Origin of the sequence: Pseudomonas sp. NPDC079086 (assembly GCF_044542155.1) — a bacterium.
Classification (GTDB): domain Bacteria; phylum Pseudomonadota; class Gammaproteobacteria; order Pseudomonadales; family Pseudomonadaceae; genus Aquipseudomonas.
This window is the reverse complement of the sequence record NZ_JBITTY010000003.1, coordinates 199,807-221,271: the sequence shown is the minus strand read 5'-3', so window position 1 is coordinate 221,271 and position 21,465 is coordinate 199,807. Positions and strand designations below refer to the sequence as shown.

Sequence of the window (21,465 nt, the reverse complement as noted above, 5' to 3'; positions counted from 1 at the left end):
GTGACTCGCTATCAGGATTGCAGGGGCTGCTCGCGGGCCTGGCGACGTTCCAGGGCCTGGCGCTGCAGGATATGCCGGGCAAGCAACTGGCGTTGGGCATCGCTCACAGCTTCGAATTCCGCGCCGATTTCAAATTGCTGCGAGGGCAATGGCTGGCAATGCACCACCTTGGCCCGCAACAGTAGGCCCAAGGCTTGCGGCATCAGCACCATTTTTACCGCCAGGTGCGCACCGGCAGCCACAGGTTGAGGGTTGTTGAAACTGACGCCGCCCTCGGACAGGCTGACTTTGCGCGGCGTGCCGATGTCGCGCAGCAGGCTCTGCGCTACCGCCTGACCGAGTAGGTCGATGCGTTTGTTCATTACCTTGAGGTAATTGGCGAGGGTACGGTCGCGTTCGGTGATATGCCGCAGCAGATGCTGCGACTCGAAGTCCATCAGGTGCAGGTCGCTGAGCAGGTTGAACAGCGGCGAACTGTCGTGAAGCTCATCACTGGCCAGGGCTTCTGCGCCCGAAAGCAGGGTGAATTCCAGTGCGATCGTATCGTCGATACGATAGTATTCGCGGCGATCATCTTCATCTTGAGTCGGCATGGCGAACCCATGGCAGCAGTAGTGGTCAGAGTGTAAGGCCGCTCGCCAAGCCCCGCCACAAGGACGTTTCTTTTTCCCTCGAATCAGCCCCGACATGTTCAGACCTCTGTTCGTATTTATCGGCACGCGCTACACGCGAGCCAAGCGTCGCAACCACTTCGTATCCTTTATTTCCCTGACCTCAATGATCGGGCTGGCACTCGGTGTGCTGGTGATGATTCTGGTGTTGTCGGTGATGAACGGCTTCGACCATGAAATGCGCACCCGCGTGCTCGGTATGGTGCCGCACGCCACTGTGGAGAGTGCCACGCCGATAAAGGACTGGCGCAGCCTGGCCGAACAGGCGCAGAGCAATCCGCAAGTGCTGGCGGTGGCACCTTTTAGCCAGATGCAGGGCCTGCTGACCAGCGATGGCAAGGTGCAGAAAGTACTGATTAATGCGGTCGATCCGCTTGAAGAGGCCAAGGTCTCGATTATCGGCAACTTCTTCAAGCAGGGCAGCCTGGATGCACTGCAGCCCGGTCAGTTCGGAATGGTGCTGGGCGACAAGGCCGCAGCCAAACTCGGCGTCGGCCTGGGCGACAAGGTCACCTTCGTTGCCCCGGAAGTGACAGTGACTCCGGCCGGCATGTTTCCGCGGCTCAAGCGCTTTACCGTGGTCGGAATTTTCCATGTTGGCGCCGGCGAAATTGACGGCCACCTGGCCCTGACCCACGTGCAGGATCTGGCGCGCTTGCAGCGTTGGCAGCCCGATCAAGTTCAGGGCATTCGCCTGAAATTTGCTGATCTGTTCGAAGCTCCCCGCACCGCTTGGGCGCTGGCGCAGACCCTCGGTGAGGGCGACTTGTATGCCCGCGACTGGACCCGCACCCACGGCAACCTGTACCAGGCCATCCGCATGGAAAAAGCCATGATCGGTCTGCTGCTGTTGTTAATCGTCGCGGTCGCCGCGTTCAACATCATCTCCACCCTGGTGATGGTGGTCACCGACAAGAAGGGCGATATCGCCATTCTGCGTACCCTGGGCGCCACGCCACGGCAGATCATGGCGATCTTTATGGTCCAGGGCACGGTGATCGGCGTATTCGGCACGGCGATTGGCGCGGTATTGGGTTGCCTCGCCGCCTTGAATATCAGCAGTGCGATAGCTGCGCTGGAACGGCTGCTGGGGATCAAGTTCCTCAATGCCGACGTGTATTTCATTGATTATCTGCCTTCACAGCTGATGCTGGCGGACGTGCTGCTGGTCTGCGGCGCGGCATTGATTCTAAGTTTTTTCGCCACCCTGTATCCGGCCTGGCGCGCGGCGCGTACCCAGCCCGCGGAGGCTCTGCGTTATGAATGATCAGGTTATGAGTGATTCGGTTATGCAAGATCGTGCAGTGTTGAGTTGTCGCAACCTCGGTAAAAGCTACGACGAGGGCCCGCAATCGGTGGTGGTGCTGCAGGACTTGCAGCTGGAACTTCACCCTGGCGAGCGCGTGGCGATTGTCGGCAGTTCCGGCTCGGGCAAAAGTACCTTGCTGAATATGCTCGGCGGCCTGGATACGCCAAGCACCGGCAGTGTCTGGCTGGCGGGCGAGGAATTGTCGGCGCTGAATGAAAAACAGCGGGGGCTGCTGCGTAACCGCGCCCTGGGTTTCGTTTACCAGTTTCATCACCTGTTGCCGGAATTCACCGCGCTGGAGAACGTGTGCATGCCGTTGTTGATTGGCCGCACGCCGATCAGCGAAGCGCGTCAGCGCGCCACCGCGCTGCTGGAACGGGTTGGTCTCGGCCATCGCCTGGCGCACAAACCGTCGGAGCTGTCCGGTGGTGAGCGTCAGCGTGTGGCGATTGCCCGTGCGCTGGTCAATCAGCCGGGGCTGGTGCTGCTCGATGAACCCACCGGCAACCTCGATCACCACACCGCGCAGGGCATTCAGGACCTGATGAAGGAGCTGAGCAGCTCGTCGCAGACAGCCTTTCTGGTGGTGACCCACGACATGGCGCTGGCCCAGCAGATGGACCGCATCCTGCGTCTGGAAGACGGCAAGCTGGTGGCTGCCTGATGTTTCGTCCGCTGAGTATCTTTATCGGTATCCGCTATACCGGGGCCAAGCGGCGTAACCACTTTATTTCCTTTATCTCGATGACCTCGATGATCGGTCTGGCCCTCGGAGTGCTGGCAATGATCGTGGTGCTGTCGGTGATGAACGGGTTCCAGAAGGAAATGAGTACGCGCATCCTCGGTATGGTGCCGCACGCCAGTATTGCCGGTGCGCAACCGCTGGATGATTGGCAGCAGGTTGCCGCAGCCGCGAAGAATAACCCGCAGGTGCTCGCGGCGGTGCCGTTTGCCGAGTTGGAAGGCATGCTCTCGGTGCGTGGTGCGATGCAACCGATACAGCTGCATGGCGTTGATCCGGTGCTGGAACCTCAGGTGTCGATCATCGACAAGCACATGCAGCAAGGCCGTCTGAGCGATTTGCGTGAGGGTGAGTTCGGCGTGGTGCTCGGCGAGATCACTGCGCGACGCTTCCAGCTGCGGGTGGGCGACAAGCTGGCGCTGATCGTGCCGGAACTGAGCAGCGTGCCGGGCGGCATCAGCCCGCGTATGCAGCGCCTCAACGTCGTTGGCATCTTCAAGGTTGGTGCTGAGTTGGACAGCTCGCTTGCGCTGATTCATGTCGCCGATGCGGCGCATATTCAGCGCATGCAGCCGGGTCAGGTGCAGAGCGTGCGTCTGAAGCTGAAAGATCTCTACCAGGCCCCGCAAGTAGCAGCGCAGATTGTCGGTGGGCTGGGCGCGGGTTATAGCGCCACTGACTGGACCCTGACTCAGGGCAGCCTGTTCAGCGCGATGAAAATGGAAAAGACCATGATCGGTCTGTTGCTGCTGCTGATCGTCGCCGTGGCGGCCTTCAATATCATCGCCACGTTGATCATGGTGGTAGCAGACAAGGGCGCGGATATCGCCATTCTGCGCACCCTGGGCGCGACGCCAGGGCAGATCATGGGCATCTTTATGGTCCAAGGTACGGTAATCGGCGTGATCGGTACGGTGATCGGCGCAGTGCTCGGCATTCTCGCGGCGCTGAATGTCAGCCAGCTGGTGGGCTGGATCGAGCGCTTGAGCGGTCAGCAGGTGATGAGCTCGGACGTCTACTTCATCAGCAACCTGCCGTCTGAGCTTCTGTTGTCTGACGTTTTGCTGATCTGTGGCGCAGCCTTTACCCTGAGTTTTCTGGCCACTGTTTACCCGTCCTGGCGAGCGGCGCGGATTCAGCCGGCGGATGCGCTGCGTTACGAATAAGCTACGCTGGCAGAAACAAAAAAGCCGTTACTGAGTAACGGCTTTTTTGTTTCAGTGTTGCGCGTCGCGCTGTTGGCGTTTTTCTTGGCGTTTACGCCAGTTGTGCCGCACCCACCAGCGCCAGTAGGCATTTGTGCCGAAGTAACCAATCAGGGCGAGCAGCAGGCCGAGTACCAAGGAGCCCAGATACAGCGGCTGCCAGTGGGTTTGTAGAACATGGCCGACCCAGCCGAGGGTGATGTGCTCAGGCATTTGCAGGGTAGGTGTATTCATCAGCCAGGCGCCGAATTTATAGCTGCAGTAGAACACCGGTGGCATGGTGATTGGGTTGGTCAGCCAGACCAGGCCAATCGAAATCGGCATGTTGCTCCTGGCCGGTATTGCCACCGCAGCTGCGGCTGCCATTTGCAAGGGGATAGGGATCATCGCCCAGAACAGACCAACGGCCATGGCGCGCGAAACAGAGTGGCGATTGAGGTGCCAGAGGTTGGGGTCGTGGATCAGGCTGCCGAGAAAGCGCAGGGATTTATTGCCCTTGATGCGGTCCGGGTGGGGCATGTAGCGCTTGAATAAACGACGCGGCATGAAGGTTCTCTGACGGGTAAAAGCGCCGACATTATGCACCCTTTGATGACAGCCTGCTTTCACACTTTGTGACAGCAAATAAGCAAAAGCTGATCGATAGGTTTAATGCAGTATTCGACTCATGGAGCGAGTCTATGCGCACAGGGATTTTGGCGTTGGTCGCCGGGCTGTTGCTGCTGCGCTTTCTTCCGGCCATGCCGCCGTTCTGGCTGTTGGCTCTTTTGCCGGTCACCGGCTTGATGCTGTTACCGTTTCGCAGTTATCCCATCGCCTTGTTTCTATTCGGCTTCACGTGGGCCTGTGTGTCGGCGCAGTGGGCGTTGGACGATCGTCTGGCTCCGCATTTGGATACACGCACCCTGTGGCTGCAAGGGCAAGTAGTCGGCCTGCCAGAAGCCGGCGAGGGCGTGGTGCGCTTCGAGCTGGAACAGGTTGTTTCCCGTCGCGATCAACTGCCCGCGCGTCTGCGCCTAGCCTGGTATGACGGGCCTGCAGTGCGCACCGGTGAAACCTGGCGGTTGGCAGTCCGGCTCAAGCGCCCCCATGGGCTGGTCAATCCTCAGGCATTCGATTACGAGGCCTGGCTGCTGGCGCAGCGTATCGGCGCCACAGGCACGGTGAAAAGTGGCGAGCTGATGGTGCCTGCCAGTGGTGCAGGCGCCTGGCGTGACCGTTTGCGTCAGCAGCTCTTGGCAACACCCGCGCATGGCCGCGAGGGAGCGTTGGCGGCCTTGGTGCTGGGTGATGATTCGGGGCTGTCGACGGCAGATTGGCAGATACTGCAGAACACCGGCACGGTGCACCTGATGGTGATTTCCGGTCAGCATATTGGCCTGTTGGCGACGCTTTTATATGGTCTGGTTGCGGGCTTGGCGCGCCTCGGATTCTGGCCGCGCAGCTGGCCCTGGTTGCCCTGTGCTTGTGCAATGGCATTTGCCGGCGCGCTGGCTTATGGGTTGTTGGCAGGTTTTGAGGTGCCGGTACAGCGCGCCTGCGTAATGGTCGGTCTGGTGTTGCTTTGGCGCTGGCGTTTTCGTCACCTGGGCGTGTGGTTGCCTCTGCTAGTGGCATTACTTGTGGTGCTGCTGGGTGAACCGCTGGCCAGTTTACAGCCTGGCTTCTGGTTGTCCTTTGGCGCGGTGATGCTATTGATCCTGATTTTCAGCGGACGCTTGGGCGTCTGGCCCTGGTGGAGCACCTTATTGCGCGCACAATGGGCCATGGCTATCGGTTTGTTGCCGTTGCTGCTGGCGCTCGGTTTACCTGTGAGTGCCAGTGGTCCCTTGGCCAACCTGGTGGCGGTACCCGTGGTTGGGTTATTGGTGGTGCCGCTGGCATTACTTGGTACGTTATTGCTGCCCTTGCCTGGGGTTGGTGCTGCGCTGCTCTGGATAGCAGGCTGGGTATTGGACTTGCTGTTTTCTCTGCTGACGCAATTGGCCCTATGGTTGCCGGCTTGGTTACCCAGCGCCTTGCCATTCTGGGCCTGGCTATTGGTGGCGCTGGGTGCGCTGGTTTTGCTCCTGCCAGCCGCTTTGCCTATGCGCAGCCTGGGTGGGCTATTGCTGCTGCCCTTGTTATTCAGCCCACAGCAGCGTCCTGAACACGGGCTAGCCGAGGTGTGGATGCTGGATGTCGGCCAGGGGCTGGCGGTGCTGGTGCGCACCCAGACGCATGCTCTGCTGTATGACGCTGGGCCGCGTTTTGGCGAGTTCGATACCGGTGAGCGCGTAGTACTGCCTTCTCTGCGGGCGCTGGATGTTCGCGCCCTTGATCTGTTGCTGATCAGTCATGCCGATAACGATCACGCCGGGGGCGCCGCAGCAATCAAGCGCGGTCTGCCTGTCAGGCAGGTGTTCAGTGGCGAGTCGGATAAGCTCGCGCCGTCACTGCAGGCCCAAGCCTGTGCCAGTGGTCAGCACTGGCAGTGGGATGGCGTGCAATTCAGTACCTGGCGTTGGGCGAGTGCGATTGATGGCAACCAGGCGTCCTGCGTGCTGCGCATCGAGGCCAATGGCGAGCGGCTGTGGCTGACTGGTGATATCGACAGCCATGCCGAGCGGGCACTGCTCAACAGCGGTCTGGCAATGCCGGCTGAGTGGTTGCTCGCGCCGCACCATGGCAGTCGCAGTTCATCCTCGGCTGCCTTGCTGGCAAAGGTCAGGCCTACAGCTGCGCTGATTTCCCGTGGCGCACACAATGCCTTTGGCCATCCGCATGCCGAGGTTGTCGCCCGCTACCGAGCGTTGGATGTGCGGCTGTACGACACGGTCGAGCACGGCGCAGTGCGGATTCGTTTAGGAGCGTTCGAGCAGGCGCAGGGTTTGCGCTATCGAGCACGTTTTTGGCGGGAAAAATGAGAACGGCGGCGGTCGGCGAGGCCGCGACCCTATGCTAGAGTGGCGCCACTTTTGTGAAGGGGATCTGCCACCGTGTGGGAACTGGTTAAAGCTGGCGGCTGGATGATGCTGCCAATCATTCTGTGTTCTATCGCTGCGGCCGGCATCATTGCCGAACGCCTCTGGACGCTGCGGCCTAGCCGCATCACCCCACCCAACCTGCTCGGCCAGGTGTGGAAGTGGATCAAGGATAAAAAACTCAATAACCAGAAGCTCAAGGAGCTGCGCGCCAACTCGCCGTTGGGGCAGATCCTCGCCGCTGGCCTGGCCAACTCCAAACATGGTCGCGAGATCATGAAAGAGTGCATTCAGGAAGCGGCGGGCCGGGTGATTCACGATCTGGAACGCTACCTGAATGCCCTGGGCACCATCGCCGGTATCGCACCGCTTTTGGGATTGCTCGGTACGGTGCTGGGTATGATCGAAATTTTCAGCTCCTTTATGGGCTCTGGCATGGCTAATGCGGCTTTGCTGGCTGGCGGTATTTCCACGGCACTGATCACCACTGCCGCGGGTTTGATGGTGGCCATTCCAGCATTGTTCTTCCACCGTTACCTGCAACGCCGGATTGATGAGCTGGTGGTCGGCATGGAGCAGGAGGCGATTCGCCTGGTGGAAGTGGTACAGGGCGACCGTGATGTCGACATGGGCGAGGACAAGGCGTGAAATTCCGGCGCAAACCGCGGGAGAACGTCGAGATCAACCTGGCCTCGTTGATCGACGTGGTGTTTATCCTGCTGCTGTTCTTTGTGGTCACCACCACCTTTACCCGTGAGACCCAACTCAAGGTCGATCTGCCGGAGGCCGCCACTGGCACGCCGCCGGAACAGACCGAACTGAAGCAGCTGGAAATCCTGATTGCCGCCGATGGCAGCTACTCGCTGAATGCCAAACAGTTGCTGAAAAGCGATCTGCCAAGCCTGATGGCGGCGCTGCAGAAGGAGTCGGAAGGCGATAACAGTCTGCCGCTGATCATCAGCGCTGATGCCAAGACGCAGCATCAGGCGGTGATTACTGCCATGGATGCTGCCGGCAAACTGGGCTTTGCCCACCTGCGCATGACCACCATTGAGGCGCAAGCCGCGCCTTGAGGCTTGCCAGCTGATGAGCCTGTCCGCACGACTCACTGCTGCCTGGTACGCCGGTCATCCGGCGCTGGGCCTGCTGCGTCCGTTGGAATGGCTCTATCGTATGGTGGTACAGCGCAAGCGGTCGCGCTTTCTGGCGGGTGAGGGCGAGATATACCGTGCTCCGGTGCCAGTCGTGGTGGTCGGCAACATCACCGTCGGCGGCACCGGCAAGACCCCGATGATTCTCTGGTTGATCGAGCATTGCCGCCGCCAAGGGCTGCGCGTCGGTGTGGTCAGTCGCGGTTATGGCGCGCAGCCACCACAACTGCCCTGGCGCGTGCAGGCTGATCAGGCTGCCAGCGTGGCCGGTGATGAACCCTTGTTGATTGTGCAGCGCAGCGGCGTGCCGTTGATGATCGACCCTGATCGCGGTCGCGCCGTGGCGGCCTTGTTGGCGGCCGAGCCGCTGGACCTGATCCTCAGTGACGACGGCCTGCAGCACTACCGCCTGGCTCGAGATCTCGAGCTGGTGCTGATCGATGCGGCTCGCGGTTTGGGTAATCGTCACTGCCTGCCTGCCGGCCCGCTACGTGAGCCGGTAGAGCGTCTGCAGAGCATTGATGCACTGCTGTATAACGGCGCATCAAGCGATCCGCAGGACGGCTACGGTTTTACCTTGCAGCCGCGAACCTTGGTCAATCTGCGCAGTGGTGAGCCGCATCCGCTCAGTCACTTCCCGGTCGGTCAGGCCCTGCATGCGGTCGCCGGTATTGGCAACCCGCAGCGTTTCTTCAATACCCTCGAAGGGCTACACTGGCGGCCTGTCGCGCATGCCTTTGCCGACCATGCGCCGTACAGCGCCGAGCTGCTGAGTTTCAGCCCGGCACTGCCGGTGCTGATGACGGAAAAGGATGCGGTCAAGTGCCGTGCCTTTGCGGCTGACGATTGGTGGTACCTGGCGGTGGATGCCGAGCCCTCGGCTGCGTTTGTCGCCTGGTTTGATCAACAATTGCAGCGCCTTGTACCGCGCGCCTGACTGTTCTGATCATTCGGCGGCTTCGTCCGCCCCAGTAGCTGCTTCCTCTCAAGGATCTCCCATGGACCCGAAACTACTCGACATTCTCGCCTGCCCATTGTGCAAAGGCCCGCTGAAGCTCGCCGCTGACAAGAGCGAGCTGATCTGCAAGGCCGACGCACTAGCCTTTCCGGTACGTGATGGCATCCCGGTGATGCTGGAAAGCGAAGCCCGCACCCTCAACGTCGACGAGCGTCTGGACAAGTAAATGAGCACTGCCTTTACCGTTGTGATTCCGGCGCGTTTCGCTTCCAGCCGCCTGCCGGGCAAGCCGCTGCAGGATATTGCCGGCAAACCGATGATTCAGCATGTCTGGGAGCAGGCGTGTAAAAGCAGCGCGCAGCAGGTGGTCGTTGCTACCGATGATGCGCGCATCGTTGAGGCCTGCCGTAGCTTTGGTGCGCAGGTGGTGCTGACCCGCGTTGACCACAACTCCGGTACTGACCGTCTGGCTGAAGTGGCGACGGCTCTGGGCCTGGCGGCTGACGCCATTGTGGTCAATGTGCAGGGTGACGAGCCGTTGATTCCACCGGCGATCATCGATCAGGTGGCGGCCAACCTGGCGGCCAATCCACAAGCGGCCATCGCTACGCTGGCCGAGCCGATTGAGGATGTGCAGGCGCTGTTCAATCCCAACGTGGTCAAGGTGGTCAGCGATAAGACCGGTCTGGCCCTGACCTTCAGCCGTGCGCCGCTGGCCTGGGCGCGCGATGCCTTTGCCAAGAGGCGTGACGAGCTGCCAGCAGGTGTGCCATACCGTCGTCACATTGGCATTTACGCCTACCGTGCGCAGTTTCTGCATGACTTTGTGGCCTGGGGGCCGTGCTGGCTGGAAGACACCGAATGCCTCGAGCAGCTGCGCGCGCTCTGGCATGGCGTGCGCATCCACGTTGCCGATGCCCTGGAAGCGCCACCTGCGGGCGTCGACACGCCGGAAGACCTGGAGCGGGTTCGTCGCCTGCTGGGGGCCTGATGCGCGTTCTGTTTGTCTGTCTAGGCAATATCTGCCGCTCGCCCACGGCCGAAGGCGTATTGCGCCACAAGCTGCGTGAAGCGGGGCTGGAAGGGTGCGTCGAAGTAGATTCGGCTGGCACTGGCGACTGGCACGTAGGTAAGGCGGCAGATATCCGCACGCGCCAGGCTGCGCTGCAGCGTGGCTATGACCTGTCTGCGCTGCGCGGTCGGCAGGTCAAGGTGGACGATTTCCGTGCCTTTGATCTGGTATTGGCGATGGATAACAGCAACCTGCATGACTTGCAGCAGCTACGTCCGGGCAACGCCTCAGCCGAGTTGGATCTGTTCTTGCGCCGTTATCAGTCTGCGCTGGATGAGGTTCCTGATCCTTATTACGGTGGTGAGGCCGGTTTTGCCCAGGTGCTGGATTTGATCGAGCAGGCCTGTGATGCCCTGGTGCTTGAGCTTAAGGGGCGTTTATGAGCCTGCAAGTGAGCACTCAGGTATCGCTGAAGCCCTATAACAGCTTTGCCGTCGAGGCCCGGGCCAGCCATTTTGCCGAAGCTGAGAACGACCAGCAGATCCGCGAGGCGCTGAGCTATGCGCAAGCGCAGCAGTTGCCGCTCTTGTTGCTCGGTGGCGGCAGCAATCTGCTGCTCACTGCCGATGTCGACGCGTTGGTGCTGCGTATGGCCAGTCGCGGTATTAGCGTACTAAGCGATGACGGCGATCGTGTGGTGATCGAGGCAGAAGCGGGGGAGCCCTGGCATCCATTTGTTCAATGGACGCTGGCGCAGGGCTTTGCCGGCCTGGAAAACCTCAGCCTGATTCCCGGCACAGTCGGTGCGGCGCCAGTGCAAAATATCGGCGCCTACGGTGTTGAGCTTAAGGATCTTTTTGCGGGTTTGACTGCTTTGGATCGACGCAGTGGCGAGCTGCGCGAGTTTTCTCTGCAGGACTGCGCCTTTGCCTACCGCGATAGTCTGTTCAAGCGCGAAAGTGGGCGTTGGGTCATCCTGCGGGTACGCTTTGCCTTGAGCCGCGCGGCTGCGCTGCATCTGGATTACGGTCCGGTGCGCCAGCGTTTGACGGAGCAGGGTATCAGTGCCCCGACGGCACTGGATGTCAGCCAGGCCATCTGCGCCATTCGCAGCGAAAAGCTGCCTGATCCGGCTGAGTTGGGTAATGCCGGTAGCTTCTTCAAAAACCCTCTGGTGTCGGCTGAGTTGGCGCAGCGCTTGCGCGCCGAGCATGCCGATCTGGTGGCCTATCCTCAGGTGGTGAATGGCCAGGCTGACGGGCAAGTCAAACTGGCCGCTGGTTGGCTGATCGAACGGGCGGGCTGGAAGGGCTTTCGTGAGGGTGATGCAGGCGTGCACCGTTTGCAGGCGCTGGTCCTGGTCAATTATGGCGCAGCCACGGGTGCGCAGTTGTTGGCACTGGCGCAGCGTATCCAGGCGGATATCGCCCAGCGCTTTTCAGTTGACTTGGAGATCGAGCCAAACGTGCTCTAAGGCCTTTTGGTGGCCGGCATCGAGCAGCGTATTGATCGCGCTGTAATAAAAGCCAGAACGCAAAAGGGGATGCCGAAGCATCCCCTTTTTTATTGCCTTGCGGATCAGACCTGCGGTTTGACCGCTTCTTTATCCTGCTCGTCTGCTTCTACTTCAGTAAACAGCGAGCTTTGCGGCTCCTGGCTTACTTCTGCTTCTGCTGGCGCGGCTTCAGCCTTAGGCTCGACTGCTTGGACGCTTGCAGGTGCTTCGGTTGCAGTTTCAACTACAGCTTCTGCAGCCGGCTCTTCGGCTACCGGTGCAGCAGCTTCAACCTGTACGGCAGCAGCTGGAGCTTCGGCGGCTTCGCGGGCCAGGCGTTCGGCTTCACGCTGACGACGACGCACTTCGCGCGGATCGTTAGGTGCACGACCAGTGCTGCTGACTGCGACCGCAGGCGCAGCTTCAACTGCCACAACTTCAGTCACTGCAACTTCGGCAATCGGCTCTGGAGCGGTAACCACAGCTGGTGCTTCAACAACCTCTGCAACCGGAGCTGGCGTTTCTACAACAGCAGGTGCTGGTGCAGCTTCGCTGACTTCGGCGACACGTGCAGGTGCTTCACTGGCCTCGATAACCGGGCTGCTTACTGCTTCTACAACAGCGGTTTCAGCGGCGGTTTCAACAACTGCTTGTGGCGCTTCAGCTGCAGCGACTTCACGTGGCTGCTCCTGTTCGGCAACTACTGGTGCTGCTTCAGCAGTCACTTCAGCTGCTTCGTCCGCGGCAGTGACAACGGCTGCGGTCACTGCTGCAGCGACTACTGCGTTGCCGGCATCAGCTTGAGCCTCTGCGGTTTCTTCGCTGCCTTCGATCGGATTGCCGTTGGCGTCGTTCTGACGTTCGCGACGATTGCTGCGACGACGCTGACCACGGGAGCGGCGACGTGGGCGATCGCCACCTTCGCTACCTTCCTGCTCATCGTCCTGCAGTGCTTCTTCAGCGTTCAGTGCTTCTTCGTCGCTGGCGGCTGCAGCCTGCTCGGCACGCGGCTGGCGCTCTTCACGTGGCTGGCGCGGCTGGCGCGGTTCGCGTTGTGGGCGTTCGGCACGGACTTCTTCGCTAACGGTGGCGCTATCGCCAGGTGCGGCATCCAGTGGCTCACGCAGTTCGCGCGGCTGGCGCTCTTCACGTGGCTTGCGGTCGCGTGGTTGACGCTCTTCACGCGGTGGGCGCGACTGACGCACTTCTTGCGGCTCGCGAACTTCTACGACGTCACGTGGGCTGCGTTCTTCGCGTGGCGCACGCTCTTCGCGAGGTGCGCGTTCCTCACGCGGTGCACGCTCTTCGCGGGCAACACGTGGCTGGCGCTCTTCACGCGGTGCGCGTTCTTCACGTGGGCCACGGTCTTCGCGCGGCTTGCGATCTTCATTGTTACGACCACCGCGGCTGCGATTCTGCTGGCGACCGTTGCGACGCTCGTCGCTTCGCTGTGGGCGCTCGCTGGTTTTCTTCTCGACGACAGCAGGCTTTTCTTCTTCCTTGCTTGCGAACAGGCTGACCAGCGACTTGACCAGGCCCTTGAACAGGCTTGGCTCGGCAGCAGTTACAGGCTGTGCGGCTACTGCTTCAACCGGAGTTGGTGCGGTGCGCTGCGGTGCGGTCTTGATCGCGGCTTCCTGGCGAACCAGGGTGCGCGTTGCGGCAGCCTGCTTCTCTTCTTCCACTTCAATGGTCGCCATTTCATAGCTGGATTGAGTGGACTGAGCTTCCGGGCTGTCGTCACGTATGCGGGTGACTTCGAAGTGCGGCGTTTCCAGGTGATCGTTCGGCACGATAACGATGCGCGCACGGGTACGCAGTTCGGTCTTGGTGATCGAGTTGCGTTTTTCGTTGAGCAGGAAGGCGGCAACCGGGATCGGCACTTGGGCGCGGACTTCGGCGGTGCGGTCTTTCAGGGCTTCTTCTTCGATCAGGCGCAGAATGGCCAGCGACAGCGATTCGACGTCACGGATGATGCCTTGACCATTGCAGCGTGGGCAGACGATACCGCTGCTTTCGCCCAAGGACGGACGTAGGCGCTGACGCGACATTTCCAGTAGGCCGAAGCGCGAGATGCGACCCACTTGTACGCGGGCGCGGTCGGCTTCCAGGCTTTCACGGACTTTTTCTTCCACGGCGCGTTGGTTCTTCGCCGGGGTCATGTCGATAAAGTCAATGACGATCAAGCCGCCGATGTCACGCAGGCGAAGCTGGCGGGCGATTTCTTCAGCCGCTTCCAGGTTGGTCTGCAGGGCGGTTTCTTCGATGTCGCTGCCTTTGGTCGCACGGGCGGAGTTGATGTCGATGGACACCAGGGCTTCGGTCGGGTCGATGACGATGGAGCCACCGGACGGCAGTTTCACTTCGCGCTGGAAGGCGGTTTCGATCTGGCTTTCGATCTGGAAGCGGTTGAACAGTGGCACGCTGTCTTCATACAGCTTGATCTTGCTGGCGTACTGCGGCATCACCTGATTGATAAAGCTCAGGGCTTCCTGCTGCGCTTCGATGCTATCGACCAGAACTTCGCCGATGTCCTGGCGCAGGTAGTCACGGATGGCACGGATGATTACGTTGCTTTCCTGATAGATCAGGAAGGGCGCAGCGCGGTCTAGTGAGGCTTCTTTGATAGCGGTCCAGAGTTGCAGTAGGTAATCAAGGTCCCACTGCATTTCTTCGCTGGAGCGGCCCAGGCCTGCTGTGCGCACGATCAGGCCCATGTCGCTAGGGGCGACCAGGCCGTTCAGTGCTTCACGCAGTTCGTTGCGCTCTTCGCCTTCAATGCGGCGCGAGATGCCGCCGGCGCGCGGGTTGTTCGGCATCAGCACCAGATAGCGACCGGCGAGACTGATAAAGGTGGTCAGGGCTGCGCCCTTATTGCCACGCTCTTCTTTCTCGACCTGAACGATGACTTCCTGGCCTTCCTTGAGCACGTCTTTAATGTTGACGCGGCCTTCGGGAGCCTTGCTGAAGTATTCGCGGGAGATTTCTTTGAGCGGGAGAAAACCGTGGCGCTCGGAGCCGAAGTCGACGAAAGCCGCTTCGAGGCTGGGTTCTACGCGGGTGATTTTACCCTTGTAGATGTTAGATTTTTTCTGCTCACGGGCGCCGGACTCGATGTCCAGGTCGTAGAGTTTTTGCCCATCTACTAGGGCGACACGCAGCTCTTCGGGTTGAGTTGCGTTAATCAGCATTCTTTTCATGTAATACCGTCGGTTTCCGGTGCTGGCGGAAGCGGCGTTCGGCACACACGACTTCAGGGTCGGTGTCAGGTGCGTCAGGAACGGTCGTAAAGCGTTCCAGTGTCTAGCGGCGATCAGCCAATTTTGCTGGGCCGCGACGGACGTCTCCTGCTCGCTGTGATAACAGAAAGCACTAAGTCAGGAGGAGGAATCAGCTGTTGGTAGCGGACGAGATGAAGCGTCTTGGTAAAGCGAGCTGCTACGCGGACCAACAGTTGTACATCTCCACCCTACACGTATCGCTGAAGCTCGGGTGCCGCTCGCGAAAATCCGCAGCGGGTTAACTATTACCGCAACCGTCCAAAGGGGCAGGTTGCGCATCATGGCTTATAAGGCTTTATTTCCGAGTTATTCACAGCCGTGGAGGCTTTTCTTTCGTTGAATAACCCGTCGGACGGCCTTACGTCCCAAATGAATTGCGTTGGTTGGGGGTGGCAGTTTTGGCGATCACCCGCAAACCAGGCCGCTTTTGGCGGCGTCCCCGACTATAGCAGCAATGATTAAGTGCTTCAATTCCATAAAAAATTGTTATGATTGCGCGATGACAAATCCTTCCCCTCCAACCTCCGGCGTCCAGCTGCTCGAGGTTGCGCCGGAACTTGCCGGCCAACGTATCGATAACTTCCTTCGCACCCAGCTTAAGGGCGTGCCCAAGACTTTGATTTACCGGATTTTGCGTAAAGGCGAAGTGCGTGTGAACAAAGGCCGGATCAAGCCCGAGTACAAGTTGCAAGCTGGCGATATTGTTCGTGTGCCGCCGCTGCGCCTGGCTGAGCGTGATGAGCCTGAGCCGCTGGCGCAGGGGTTATTGCAGCGCCTGGAAGCGGCAATTGTCTATGAAGACAAGGCGCTGATCGTGCTGAACAAGCCGGCCGGTATTGCCGTGCATGGCGGTAGCGGTCTGAATTACGGGGTAATTGAGGCTTTTCGCCAGTTGCGCCCAGATGCCAAGGACATTGAGTTGGTGCATCGCCTGGACCGTGATACGTCCGGGCTATTGATGATTGCCAAGAAGCGCAGCATGTTGCGGCATTTGCATGAAGCATTGCGCGGTGATGGTGTGGATAAGCGCTACATGGCCTTGGTGCGCGGGCATTGGGCTACAGCCAAGAAGCAGGTCAATGCGCCGTTGCTAAAGAGCAACCTGCGCTCAGGTGAGCGGATGGTCGAGGTTAATCCTGAGGGTAAAGAGGCCTTGACTATATTTCGTGTGTTACGCCGCTTTGGTGAGTTCGCTACTTTGGTTGAGGCTAAGCCGGTTACCGGGCGCACCCATCAGATTCGTGTACATACACAGCATGCCGGTCACTGTATTGCTGGTGACAGCAAGTACGGCGATGACGATTTTACCAAGGAGATTCGTGCGCTCGGTGGTAAGCGTTTGTTCTTGCATGCTTATGAGCTGACCGTGCCGCTGCCTGAAGGTGGCAAGTTAAAGCTTGAAGCTCCGGTTGATGAGATGTGGGTGCGGACTGTGGAGCGTCTGGGTGCCTGATTCTCAGATGCATGGCTGTCAGGAGCGTGGCTATCAGCTGCTGATCTTCGATTGGGATGGCACGCTGGTCGATTCCATCGGTCGGATCGTTGCGGCGATGCATCTGGCTGCCGATGCTTGTGACTTGCCACGCTGCACGGATGAACAAGTTCGCGGCATTATCGGCCTGGGCTTGCCTGAGGCGATTCGTTGTCTGTATCCGGATATGCATGATGCGGTTCGGGCGCAGCGCTTGCGACAAAGCTACAGCGAAAATTACCTGGCTCTTGAGTCCGAGCCTTCGGCTCTGTTTCATGGCGTGGCCGAGGGGTTGGAGGCGTTTCGTGCTGAGGGCTATCGTCTGGCTGTGGCGACGGGTAAAGGTCGGCATGGTTTGCAGCGTGTGTTAGCTGATCGCGGCTGGCTGGATTATTTCGACTACAGTCGCTGCGCCGATGAGACGGCGAGCAAGCCGGATCCGCTGATGCTGCACGAAATTCTTGCGCAAAGCGGTGTTGCTGCAGGTCAGGCGTTGATGGTGGGTGATTCGTCCTTCGATCTGTTGATGGCGCAGCGCGCTGGTATGGATTGTGTGGCAGTCGGTTATGGTGCGCAGCCGCTTCAGGCGTTGCGTGAGTGTCAGCCAACGCTGGCAATAGAGTGTTTTACCGAGTTGCGCGCCTGGCTGGGTCGGCGTGCGTCAAATCAGTCAGTTGAGGTGGTTTTGCATGGCAGATGAATGGAAGGCGTCGGCAGCGGCTGATGGTGACGGAAAAAGCTGGCAGCTGCTGGAGAAAACCCTGCTGGCCGGTGTGCAAGAGCAGCGTCGCGCGCGGCGCTGGGGGATTTTCTTCAAGCTGCTGACCTTTATTTATATTTTCGGCGCGTTGGCGCTGTTCTCGCCCATGCTGGCGATGAAAAAGGGCGCAACCACGGGCAGTCATACTGCCGTTATTGAGGTGCGTGGGATGATTGCCGATCAGGAGTCGGCCAGCGCTGACAATATTGTCAGCAGCCTGCGTGCGGCCTTTGAAGATACCAACACGAAAGGCGTGATCCTGCGTATCAATAGCCCGGGCGGTAGTCCGGTGCAGTCGGGCTATATCTATGATGAGATTCGCCGTCTGCGCGCAGAATACCCGGCGATCAAGCTGTATGCGGTGATCACTGATTTGGGCGCTTCCGGTGCTTATTACATTGCCAGTGCCGCAGATGCGATCTATGCGGACAAGGCCAGTCTGGTGGGGTCAATTGGTGTCACTGCGGCAACCTTTGGCTTTGTAGGTGTGATGGAGAAACTGGGTGTAGATCGTCGTGTGTACACCTCGGGCGAGCACAAAGCGTTTCTCGATCCGTTCCAGCCGCAAAAACCTGAGGAAACCGAGTTTTGGCAGGGTGTGCTGAAGGCGACCCATCAGCAGTTTATTGCCAGTGTTAAACAGGGTCGTGGTGACCGTTTGAAGGATGCCGAGCATCCTGAGCTGTTCTCCGGCCTGGTTTGGTCGGGTGAGCAAGCTTTGCCATTGGGCTTGATTGATGCGTTGGGTAACACCAGCTATGTAGCGCGCGAAGTAATTGGTGAGAAAGAGTTGGTCGACTTCACCGTGCAGGAGTCGCCTTTTGATAAGTTTGCCAAAACCATAGGTGCCAGCATGGCTGAGCGCATTGCTCTGTGGATGGGCTTTCAGGGGCCAGCACTGCGTTAACGCGTGAGTCTGATGAAAGTGAGCCCGGTCATTGATCGGGCTTTTTGCTTTAGGGTATCTCGATGCCGCTGGCTTGCAGCATGTCTACTAGGCGGATCAGTGGTAGGCCGATCAGGCTGTTGCTGTCGCTGCCTTCTGTGTTGCGAAACAGGCTGATGCCCAGGCCTTCTGCCTTGAAGCTGCCAGCGCAGTCGAAGGGCTGTTCGGCTGTTAGGTAGCGCATGATTTGCGCTTCGCTTAGCGTGCGGAAATGTACGGTGAACGGTACGCAGTCGGTTTGCTGCTGGCCGGTGGCGCTGTTGAGCAGAGTGAGGCCAGTCAGGAAGGTCACGCTGTTGCCGCTGGCGGCCATTAGCTGCTCGCAGGCGCGTTCAAGGGTGTGGGGTTTGCCTAGGATTTGCGTGCCAAGTACCGCGACTTGATCTGAGCCGATGATCAGGTGCTGTGGATGGGTTGCTAGCAGTGCTTGAGCTTTTTCCAGTGATAGGCGGCGTACCAAGGTGTCTGCGTCTTCGTTAGGGTGCCTTGTTTCGTCGATTTGCGGCGCGCTCCAGGTAAACGGCAGGTGCAGGCGGGTAAGCAGTTCACGACGATAGGGTGAGCTGGAGGCGAGCATCAGAGGCAGCATGACGATTTCCTTCTATATAGGGGTTTGCAGGTGGTGGGCGATTTTAGCTGTCGGTCCATATACTGGGCAGGCCGAATTTCCTTTGACAGCGGCGGGTTGCATCCCTAAAATGCGCCGCCTATGTCAAATGGCCCGATTCCACCTCACGTTGATCCGCGCAAATTAGCCGATCGCAGCGCCACCCTCGAAGGTGAGCTGCAACTGTCCGATTTGCAGCGCCTCTGCGGCCCGCTTGCCGATAACCAAGGTATGGTGCGTACGAAGTTCTTCTTCGAGCGCGACGAGCGCAATGCTGTAGTTTTTCACAGCGAGCTTGAGGTTGAAGTCAAGATGGTTTGCCAGCGTTGTCTAGAGCTGGTCACTTTGCCGATCCATAGCGCGTGTGATTACGCTGTGGTGAAAGAAGGTGGGAATACCCAGTCAGTGCCGCAAGGCTATGACGTGATTGAGTTGGGTGAAGACCCATTGGATCTGCTGGCGCTGGTTGAGGAGGAGCTTCTGCTTGCCTTGCCCATTGTCCCGGCTCATGACCCTAAAGATTGCCAGCAGCCGGCCGGCCTCGAAGAGCCCGAGTCGAGCGAGGACGAGGTAACGCGGTCCAACCCGTTCAGTGTATTGGCGCAGTTAAAGCGTGACCCAAACGTTTAGGAGTTAATTAGTTATGGCTGTTCAGCAGAACAAAAAATCCCGTTCCGCCCGTGACATGCGTCGTTCGCACGATGCTCTCACTGCAAGCACCTTGTCGGTTGAGAAAACCACCGGTGAAATGCACCTGCGTCACCACGTATCGCCAGAAGGCGTTTACCGTGGTCGTAAAGTTATCGACAAGGGCGCTGACGAGTAAATCTTGTCCGCTCCGATCATCGCGATTGATGCAATGGGTGGGGACTTCGGTCCCCACTGCATTGTTCCAGCCTGCATCTCTTGCCTGGCTGAATACCCTTCGTTGCACCTGGTCCTCGTCGGCCAATCCTCTCTCATCGAATCTGTGATTGCTCGCTATCCTGGCGTTGATCGTGCACGTCTGCGCGTTGAGCATGCAGGTGAGATTATCGCTATGGACGAACGTCCGGCCCAGGCGCTGCGCGGCAAGCCGGATTCGTCGATGCGCATCAGTCTTGAGTTGCTGCGCAGTGGTGAGGTGCAGGCCTGTGTCAGTGCTGGTAATACCGGGGCGCTGATGGCGCTGTCGCGCTACGTGCTGAAAACTCTGCCGGGGATTGATCGTCCGGCCATGGTCACGGCTATTCCGACGCAGGCGGGCTTCTGTCATCTGCTCGATCTAGGCGCCAATGTCGATTGCAGTGCTGAGCATCTTTATCAGTTTGCCGTGATGGGCTCGGTCACCGCTGAGGCGCTGGGTGCAGTGCGTCCGAGAGTGGCGCTGCTGAATGTGGGCACTGAAGACATCAAAGGCAATCAGCAGGTTAAGCTGGCGGCCAGTCTGTTGCAGCAGGCTGAGGGCTTGAACTATATCGGCTTTGTCGAAGGCGATGGGCTGTATCGCGGTGAGGCTGATGTGGTGGTGTGCGACGGCTTTGTCGGCAATATCCTGCTCAAGTCCAGCGAAGGCCTGGCGGCGATGATTGCTGGGCGCATTGAGGCGCTGTTCAAGTCCAGCCTGGCTGCGCGCATGGTGGGGGCTTTGGCGTTACCGCTGTTGCGGCGTTTGCAGGGCGAATTGGCCCCGGCGCAGCACAATGGCGCGAGTTTTGTTGGGTTGCAGGGTATTGTGGTGAAAAGCCATGGTTCGGCTGGGTCTGATGGCTTTAAAAGCGCTATTCGCCGAGCATTGCGGGAGATCGAAGAAAATATACCGCAGCGTTTGCACGGCCGTTTGGGCGAGCACCTGCTTTAGAATGTGACCGCAGCGGGCAGCCTGTCATCCAACTGTCAGTTTCTTGCGCTTGGCTAGGCTGGGCGCGTATTACCGACGATCACGATCATTAGGAACAGGTTTCCATGTCTGCATCTCTCGCATTCGTCTTTCCGGGTCAGGGTTCCCAGTCGCTGAGCATGCTCGCCGAGCATGGTGCGCAACGACCGCTGATCCTCGAAACCTTCGCCGAGGCTTCCGAAGCCCTCGGTTATGACCTCTGGGCGTTGACCCAGCAAGGTCCTGAAGAACAACTCAATCAAACCGACAAAACCCAGCCGGCGATTCTCACCGCCTCTGTTGCGCTGTGGCGTGCCTGGCTTGCCGAGAGCGCGGCGCGTCCGGCTTTTGTCGCCGGGCATAGCCTGGGTGAGTACTCGGCGCTGGTTGCTGCCGGCGGTCTGTCCTTGGCCGCGGCGGTCAAGCTGGTTGAGCATCGCGGCCAGCTGATGCAGCAGGCGGTTCCGGCCGGGCAGGGCGGTATGGCGGCGATTCTCGGCCTGGAAGATGCTGACGTATTGGCTGCTTGCGCTGAAGCTGCGCAGGGTGAAGTGGTCAGTGCAGTGAATTTCAATGCGCCGGGCCAAGTGGTGATTGCCGGTGGTGCAGCTGCCGTTGAGCGCGCCATTGAGGCGTGCAAGGCGCGTGGCGCCAAGCGTGCGATGCCATTACCGGTTAGCGTGCCGTCGCATTGCGCACTGATGCGCCCGGCGGCAGAGCGCTTTGCCGAAGCAGTAGCGGCTATTGACTGGCAGGTTCCGCAGATTGCTTTGGTACAGAACGTCAGTGCCGCTGTAGTGACTGATCTGCAGGGGCTTAAACGTGACCTGTTGGCTCAGCTCTACAGCCCGGTGCGTTGGGTTGAGTCGATTGCTTGCTTGTCTGCGCAAGGTGTGACCGATCTGGTCGAGTGCGGTCCGGGCAAGGTGTTGTCTGGTTTGAATAAGCGCTGCGTCAAAGGCATCAATACCCATAACCTGGACACCCCGGACGCCTTCGCTGCTGCGGGCGCGGCCCTGGTCTGATTAAGGAGAAA

22 protein-coding genes are annotated in these 21,465 nt (G+C 59.4%); 18 read left to right on the top strand and 4 right to left on the bottom strand.

The window, feature by feature from the left end; all coding sequences use genetic code 11:
* Positions 1–11: 11 nt before the first annotated feature.
* Positions 12–593 (bottom strand): PilZ domain-containing protein, encoded by a 582-nt coding sequence (locus ACIGEK_RS15780; RefSeq protein WP_275963143.1) that lies wholly within the window; start codon positions 591–593, stop codon positions 12–14.
* A 94-nt stretch (positions 594–687) separates the two neighbouring features.
* On the opposite strand from ACIGEK_RS15780, the gene ACIGEK_RS15775 reads away from it, so the two are divergent.
* The 3 genes from ACIGEK_RS15775 to ACIGEK_RS15765 are packed head-to-tail and all read left to right on the top strand — an operon-like array spanning position 688 to position 3,888.
* The gene (locus ACIGEK_RS15775; RefSeq protein WP_397494240.1) at positions 688–1,938 is read left to right on the top strand and encodes a lipoprotein-releasing ABC transporter permease subunit; all 1,251 of its coding nucleotides are present in this window, start codon (positions 688–690) and stop codon (positions 1,936–1,938) included.
* Between the two features lie 22 nt (positions 1,939–1,960).
* On the top strand, positions 1,961–2,644 hold the full coding sequence (gene lolD / locus ACIGEK_RS15770) for a lipoprotein-releasing ABC transporter ATP-binding protein LolD (RefSeq protein ID WP_170049072.1): 684 nt from the start codon (positions 1,961–1,963) through the stop codon (positions 2,642–2,644).
* Positions 2,644–3,888: a lipoprotein-releasing ABC transporter permease subunit gene (locus tag ACIGEK_RS15765; protein ID WP_397494239.1), complete on the top strand. Its 1,245-nt coding sequence runs from the start codon at positions 2,644–2,646 to the stop codon at positions 3,886–3,888. The genes lolD and ACIGEK_RS15765 overlap by 1 nt, the downstream gene beginning before the upstream one ends.
* A gap of 51 nt (positions 3,889–3,939) precedes the next feature.
* On the opposite strand, the gene ACIGEK_RS15760 is transcribed toward ACIGEK_RS15765, so the two are convergent.
* Positions 3,940–4,473 carry a DUF2062 domain-containing protein gene (locus ACIGEK_RS15760; protein ID WP_397494238.1) on the bottom strand — a complete coding sequence of 178 codons (534 nt, stop codon included), beginning with the start codon at positions 4,471–4,473 and terminating at the stop codon, positions 3,940–3,942.
* A gap of 134 nt (positions 4,474–4,607) precedes the next feature.
* Between ACIGEK_RS15760 and ACIGEK_RS15755 the strand changes: the two genes are divergently transcribed.
* The 8 genes from ACIGEK_RS15755 (at position 4,608) to murB (ending at position 11,485) form a co-directional block, all read left to right on the top strand.
* The gene (locus ACIGEK_RS15755) at positions 4,608–6,833 is read left to right on the top strand and encodes a DNA internalization-related competence protein ComEC/Rec2 (RefSeq protein WP_397494237.1); all 2,226 of its coding nucleotides are present in this window, start codon (positions 4,608–4,610) and stop codon (positions 6,831–6,833) included.
* 72 nt (positions 6,834–6,905) lie between these two features.
* Entirely contained in the window at positions 6,906–7,538 is a 633-nt protein-coding gene (locus ACIGEK_RS15750) for a MotA/TolQ/ExbB proton channel family protein (protein ID WP_397494235.1), read from the top strand.
* Complete coding sequence (locus tag ACIGEK_RS15745; RefSeq protein ID WP_322948974.1) at positions 7,535–7,963, top strand: biopolymer transporter ExbD; 429 nt, start codon at positions 7,535–7,537, stop codon at positions 7,961–7,963. The genes ACIGEK_RS15750 and ACIGEK_RS15745 overlap by 4 nt, the downstream gene beginning before the upstream one ends.
* A gap of 13 nt (positions 7,964–7,976) precedes the next feature.
* A complete protein-coding gene (lpxK, locus tag ACIGEK_RS15740; RefSeq protein ID WP_397494234.1) occupies positions 7,977–8,978 on the top strand; it encodes a tetraacyldisaccharide 4'-kinase in 1,002 nt (333 codons plus the stop codon).
* A 61-nt stretch (positions 8,979–9,039) separates the two neighbouring features.
* Positions 9,040–9,225, top strand: coding sequence for a Trm112 family protein (locus tag ACIGEK_RS15735; protein WP_090442371.1), 186 nt, complete (start codon positions 9,040–9,042; stop codon positions 9,223–9,225).
* Positions 9,226–9,990, top strand: coding sequence for a 3-deoxy-manno-octulosonate cytidylyltransferase (gene kdsB, locus ACIGEK_RS15730; protein WP_397494233.1), 765 nt, complete (start codon positions 9,226–9,228; stop codon positions 9,988–9,990).
* Positions 9,990–10,454 carry a low molecular weight protein-tyrosine-phosphatase gene (locus tag ACIGEK_RS15725; RefSeq protein ID WP_397494232.1) on the top strand — a complete coding sequence of 155 codons (465 nt, stop codon included), beginning with the start codon at positions 9,990–9,992 and terminating at the stop codon, positions 10,452–10,454. The genes kdsB and ACIGEK_RS15725 overlap by 1 nt, the downstream gene beginning before the upstream one ends.
* Positions 10,451–11,485, top strand: coding sequence for a UDP-N-acetylmuramate dehydrogenase (gene murB, locus ACIGEK_RS15720; protein WP_397494231.1), 1,035 nt, complete (start codon positions 10,451–10,453; stop codon positions 11,483–11,485). Before ACIGEK_RS15725 ends, murB begins: the two co-directional genes overlap by 4 nt.
* 104 nt (positions 11,486–11,589) lie before the next feature.
* Here the strand turns inward: murB and rne are convergent, their stop codons facing one another.
* The gene (gene rne / locus ACIGEK_RS15715) at positions 11,590–14,706 is read right to left on the bottom strand and encodes a ribonuclease E (protein ID WP_397494230.1); all 3,117 of its coding nucleotides are present in this window, start codon (positions 14,704–14,706) and stop codon (positions 11,590–11,592) included.
* 580 nt (positions 14,707–15,286) lie between these two features.
* Here rne and rluC point away from each other — a divergent pair.
* From rluC to ACIGEK_RS15700, 3 genes are read left to right on the top strand one after another with little or no spacing between them, the layout of a single operon-like run.
* Positions 15,287–16,240 (top strand): 23S rRNA pseudouridine(955/2504/2580) synthase RluC, encoded by a 954-nt coding sequence (gene rluC / locus ACIGEK_RS15710; protein WP_397494229.1) that lies wholly within the window; start codon positions 15,287–15,289, stop codon positions 16,238–16,240.
* 7 nt (positions 16,241–16,247) lie between these two features.
* Entirely contained in the window at positions 16,248–16,958 is a 711-nt protein-coding gene (locus ACIGEK_RS15705; protein WP_397494630.1) for an HAD-IA family hydrolase, read from the top strand.
* Positions 16,948–17,925 (top strand): S49 family peptidase, encoded by a 978-nt coding sequence (locus ACIGEK_RS15700; protein WP_397494227.1) that lies wholly within the window; start codon positions 16,948–16,950, stop codon positions 17,923–17,925. Before ACIGEK_RS15705 ends, ACIGEK_RS15700 begins: the two co-directional genes overlap by 11 nt.
* 49 nt (positions 17,926–17,974) lie before the next feature.
* Here ACIGEK_RS15700 and ACIGEK_RS15695 read toward each other — a convergent pair whose 3' ends face one another.
* Entirely contained in the window at positions 17,975–18,553 is a 579-nt protein-coding gene (locus ACIGEK_RS15695; RefSeq protein WP_397494226.1) for a Maf family protein, read from the bottom strand.
* Between the two features lie 120 nt (positions 18,554–18,673).
* On the opposite strand from ACIGEK_RS15695, the gene ACIGEK_RS15690 reads away from it, so the two are divergent.
* The 4 genes from ACIGEK_RS15690 (at position 18,674) to fabD (ending at position 21,454) form a co-directional block, all read left to right on the top strand.
* Entirely contained in the window at positions 18,674–19,201 is a 528-nt protein-coding gene (locus ACIGEK_RS15690) for a YceD family protein (protein WP_397494225.1), read from the top strand.
* 13 nt (positions 19,202–19,214) lie between these two features.
* Positions 19,215–19,397 (top strand): 50S ribosomal protein L32, encoded by a 183-nt coding sequence (rpmF, locus tag ACIGEK_RS15685; RefSeq protein WP_090238127.1) that lies wholly within the window; start codon positions 19,215–19,217, stop codon positions 19,395–19,397.
* Between the two features lie 3 nt (positions 19,398–19,400).
* Complete coding sequence (gene plsX, locus ACIGEK_RS15680) at positions 19,401–20,411, top strand: phosphate acyltransferase PlsX (protein WP_397494224.1); 1,011 nt, start codon at positions 19,401–19,403, stop codon at positions 20,409–20,411.
* A gap of 104 nt (positions 20,412–20,515) precedes the next feature.
* The gene (fabD, locus tag ACIGEK_RS15675; RefSeq protein WP_397494223.1) at positions 20,516–21,454 is read left to right on the top strand and encodes an ACP S-malonyltransferase; all 939 of its coding nucleotides are present in this window, start codon (positions 20,516–20,518) and stop codon (positions 21,452–21,454) included.
* Positions 21,455–21,465: the final 11 nt, after the last annotated feature.

What these genes read in the sequence shown, in the direction of transcription:
- ACIGEK_RS15780 (WP_275963143.1), bottom strand. Translation starts at nt 593, where the DNA reads ATGCCGACTCAAGATGAAGATGATCGCCGCGAATACTATCGTATCGAC.
- ACIGEK_RS15775 (WP_397494240.1), top strand. Translation starts at nt 688, where the DNA reads ATGTTCAGACCTCTGTTCGTATTTATCGGCACGCGCTACACGCGAGCC.
- lolD (WP_170049072.1), top strand. Translation starts at nt 1,961, where the DNA reads ATGCAAGATCGTGCAGTGTTGAGTTGTCGCAACCTCGGTAAAAGCTAC.
- ACIGEK_RS15765 (WP_397494239.1), top strand. Translation starts at nt 2,644, where the DNA reads ATGTTTCGTCCGCTGAGTATCTTTATCGGTATCCGCTATACCGGGGCC.
- ACIGEK_RS15760 (WP_397494238.1), bottom strand. Translation starts at nt 4,473, where the DNA reads ATGCCGCGTCGTTTATTCAAGCGCTACATGCCCCACCCGGACCGCATC.
- ACIGEK_RS15755 (WP_397494237.1), top strand. Translation starts at nt 4,608, where the DNA reads ATGCGCACAGGGATTTTGGCGTTGGTCGCCGGGCTGTTGCTGCTGCGC.
- lpxK (WP_397494234.1), top strand. Translation starts at nt 7,977, where the DNA reads ATGAGCCTGTCCGCACGACTCACTGCTGCCTGGTACGCCGGTCATCCG.
- ACIGEK_RS15735 (WP_090442371.1), top strand. Translation starts at nt 9,040, where the DNA reads ATGGACCCGAAACTACTCGACATTCTCGCCTGCCCATTGTGCAAAGGC.
- kdsB (WP_397494233.1), top strand. Translation starts at nt 9,226, where the DNA reads ATGAGCACTGCCTTTACCGTTGTGATTCCGGCGCGTTTCGCTTCCAGC.
- ACIGEK_RS15725 (WP_397494232.1), top strand. Translation starts at nt 9,990, where the DNA reads ATGCGCGTTCTGTTTGTCTGTCTAGGCAATATCTGCCGCTCGCCCACG.
- murB (WP_397494231.1), top strand. Translation starts at nt 10,451, where the DNA reads ATGAGCCTGCAAGTGAGCACTCAGGTATCGCTGAAGCCCTATAACAGC.
- rne (WP_397494230.1), bottom strand. Translation starts at nt 14,706, where the DNA reads ATGAAAAGAATGCTGATTAACGCAACTCAACCCGAAGAGCTGCGTGTC.
- rluC (WP_397494229.1), top strand. Translation starts at nt 15,287, where the DNA reads ATGACAAATCCTTCCCCTCCAACCTCCGGCGTCCAGCTGCTCGAGGTT.
- ACIGEK_RS15705 (WP_397494630.1), top strand. Translation starts at nt 16,248, where the DNA reads ATGCATGGCTGTCAGGAGCGTGGCTATCAGCTGCTGATCTTCGATTGG.
- ACIGEK_RS15700 (WP_397494227.1), top strand. Translation starts at nt 16,948, where the DNA reads ATGGCAGATGAATGGAAGGCGTCGGCAGCGGCTGATGGTGACGGAAAA.
- ACIGEK_RS15695 (WP_397494226.1), bottom strand. Translation starts at nt 18,553, where the DNA reads ATGCTGCCTCTGATGCTCGCCTCCAGCTCACCCTATCGTCGTGAACTG.
- ACIGEK_RS15690 (WP_397494225.1), top strand. Translation starts at nt 18,674, where the DNA reads ATGTCAAATGGCCCGATTCCACCTCACGTTGATCCGCGCAAATTAGCC.
- rpmF (WP_090238127.1), top strand. Translation starts at nt 19,215, where the DNA reads ATGGCTGTTCAGCAGAACAAAAAATCCCGTTCCGCCCGTGACATGCGT.
- fabD (WP_397494223.1), top strand. Translation starts at nt 20,516, where the DNA reads ATGTCTGCATCTCTCGCATTCGTCTTTCCGGGTCAGGGTTCCCAGTCG.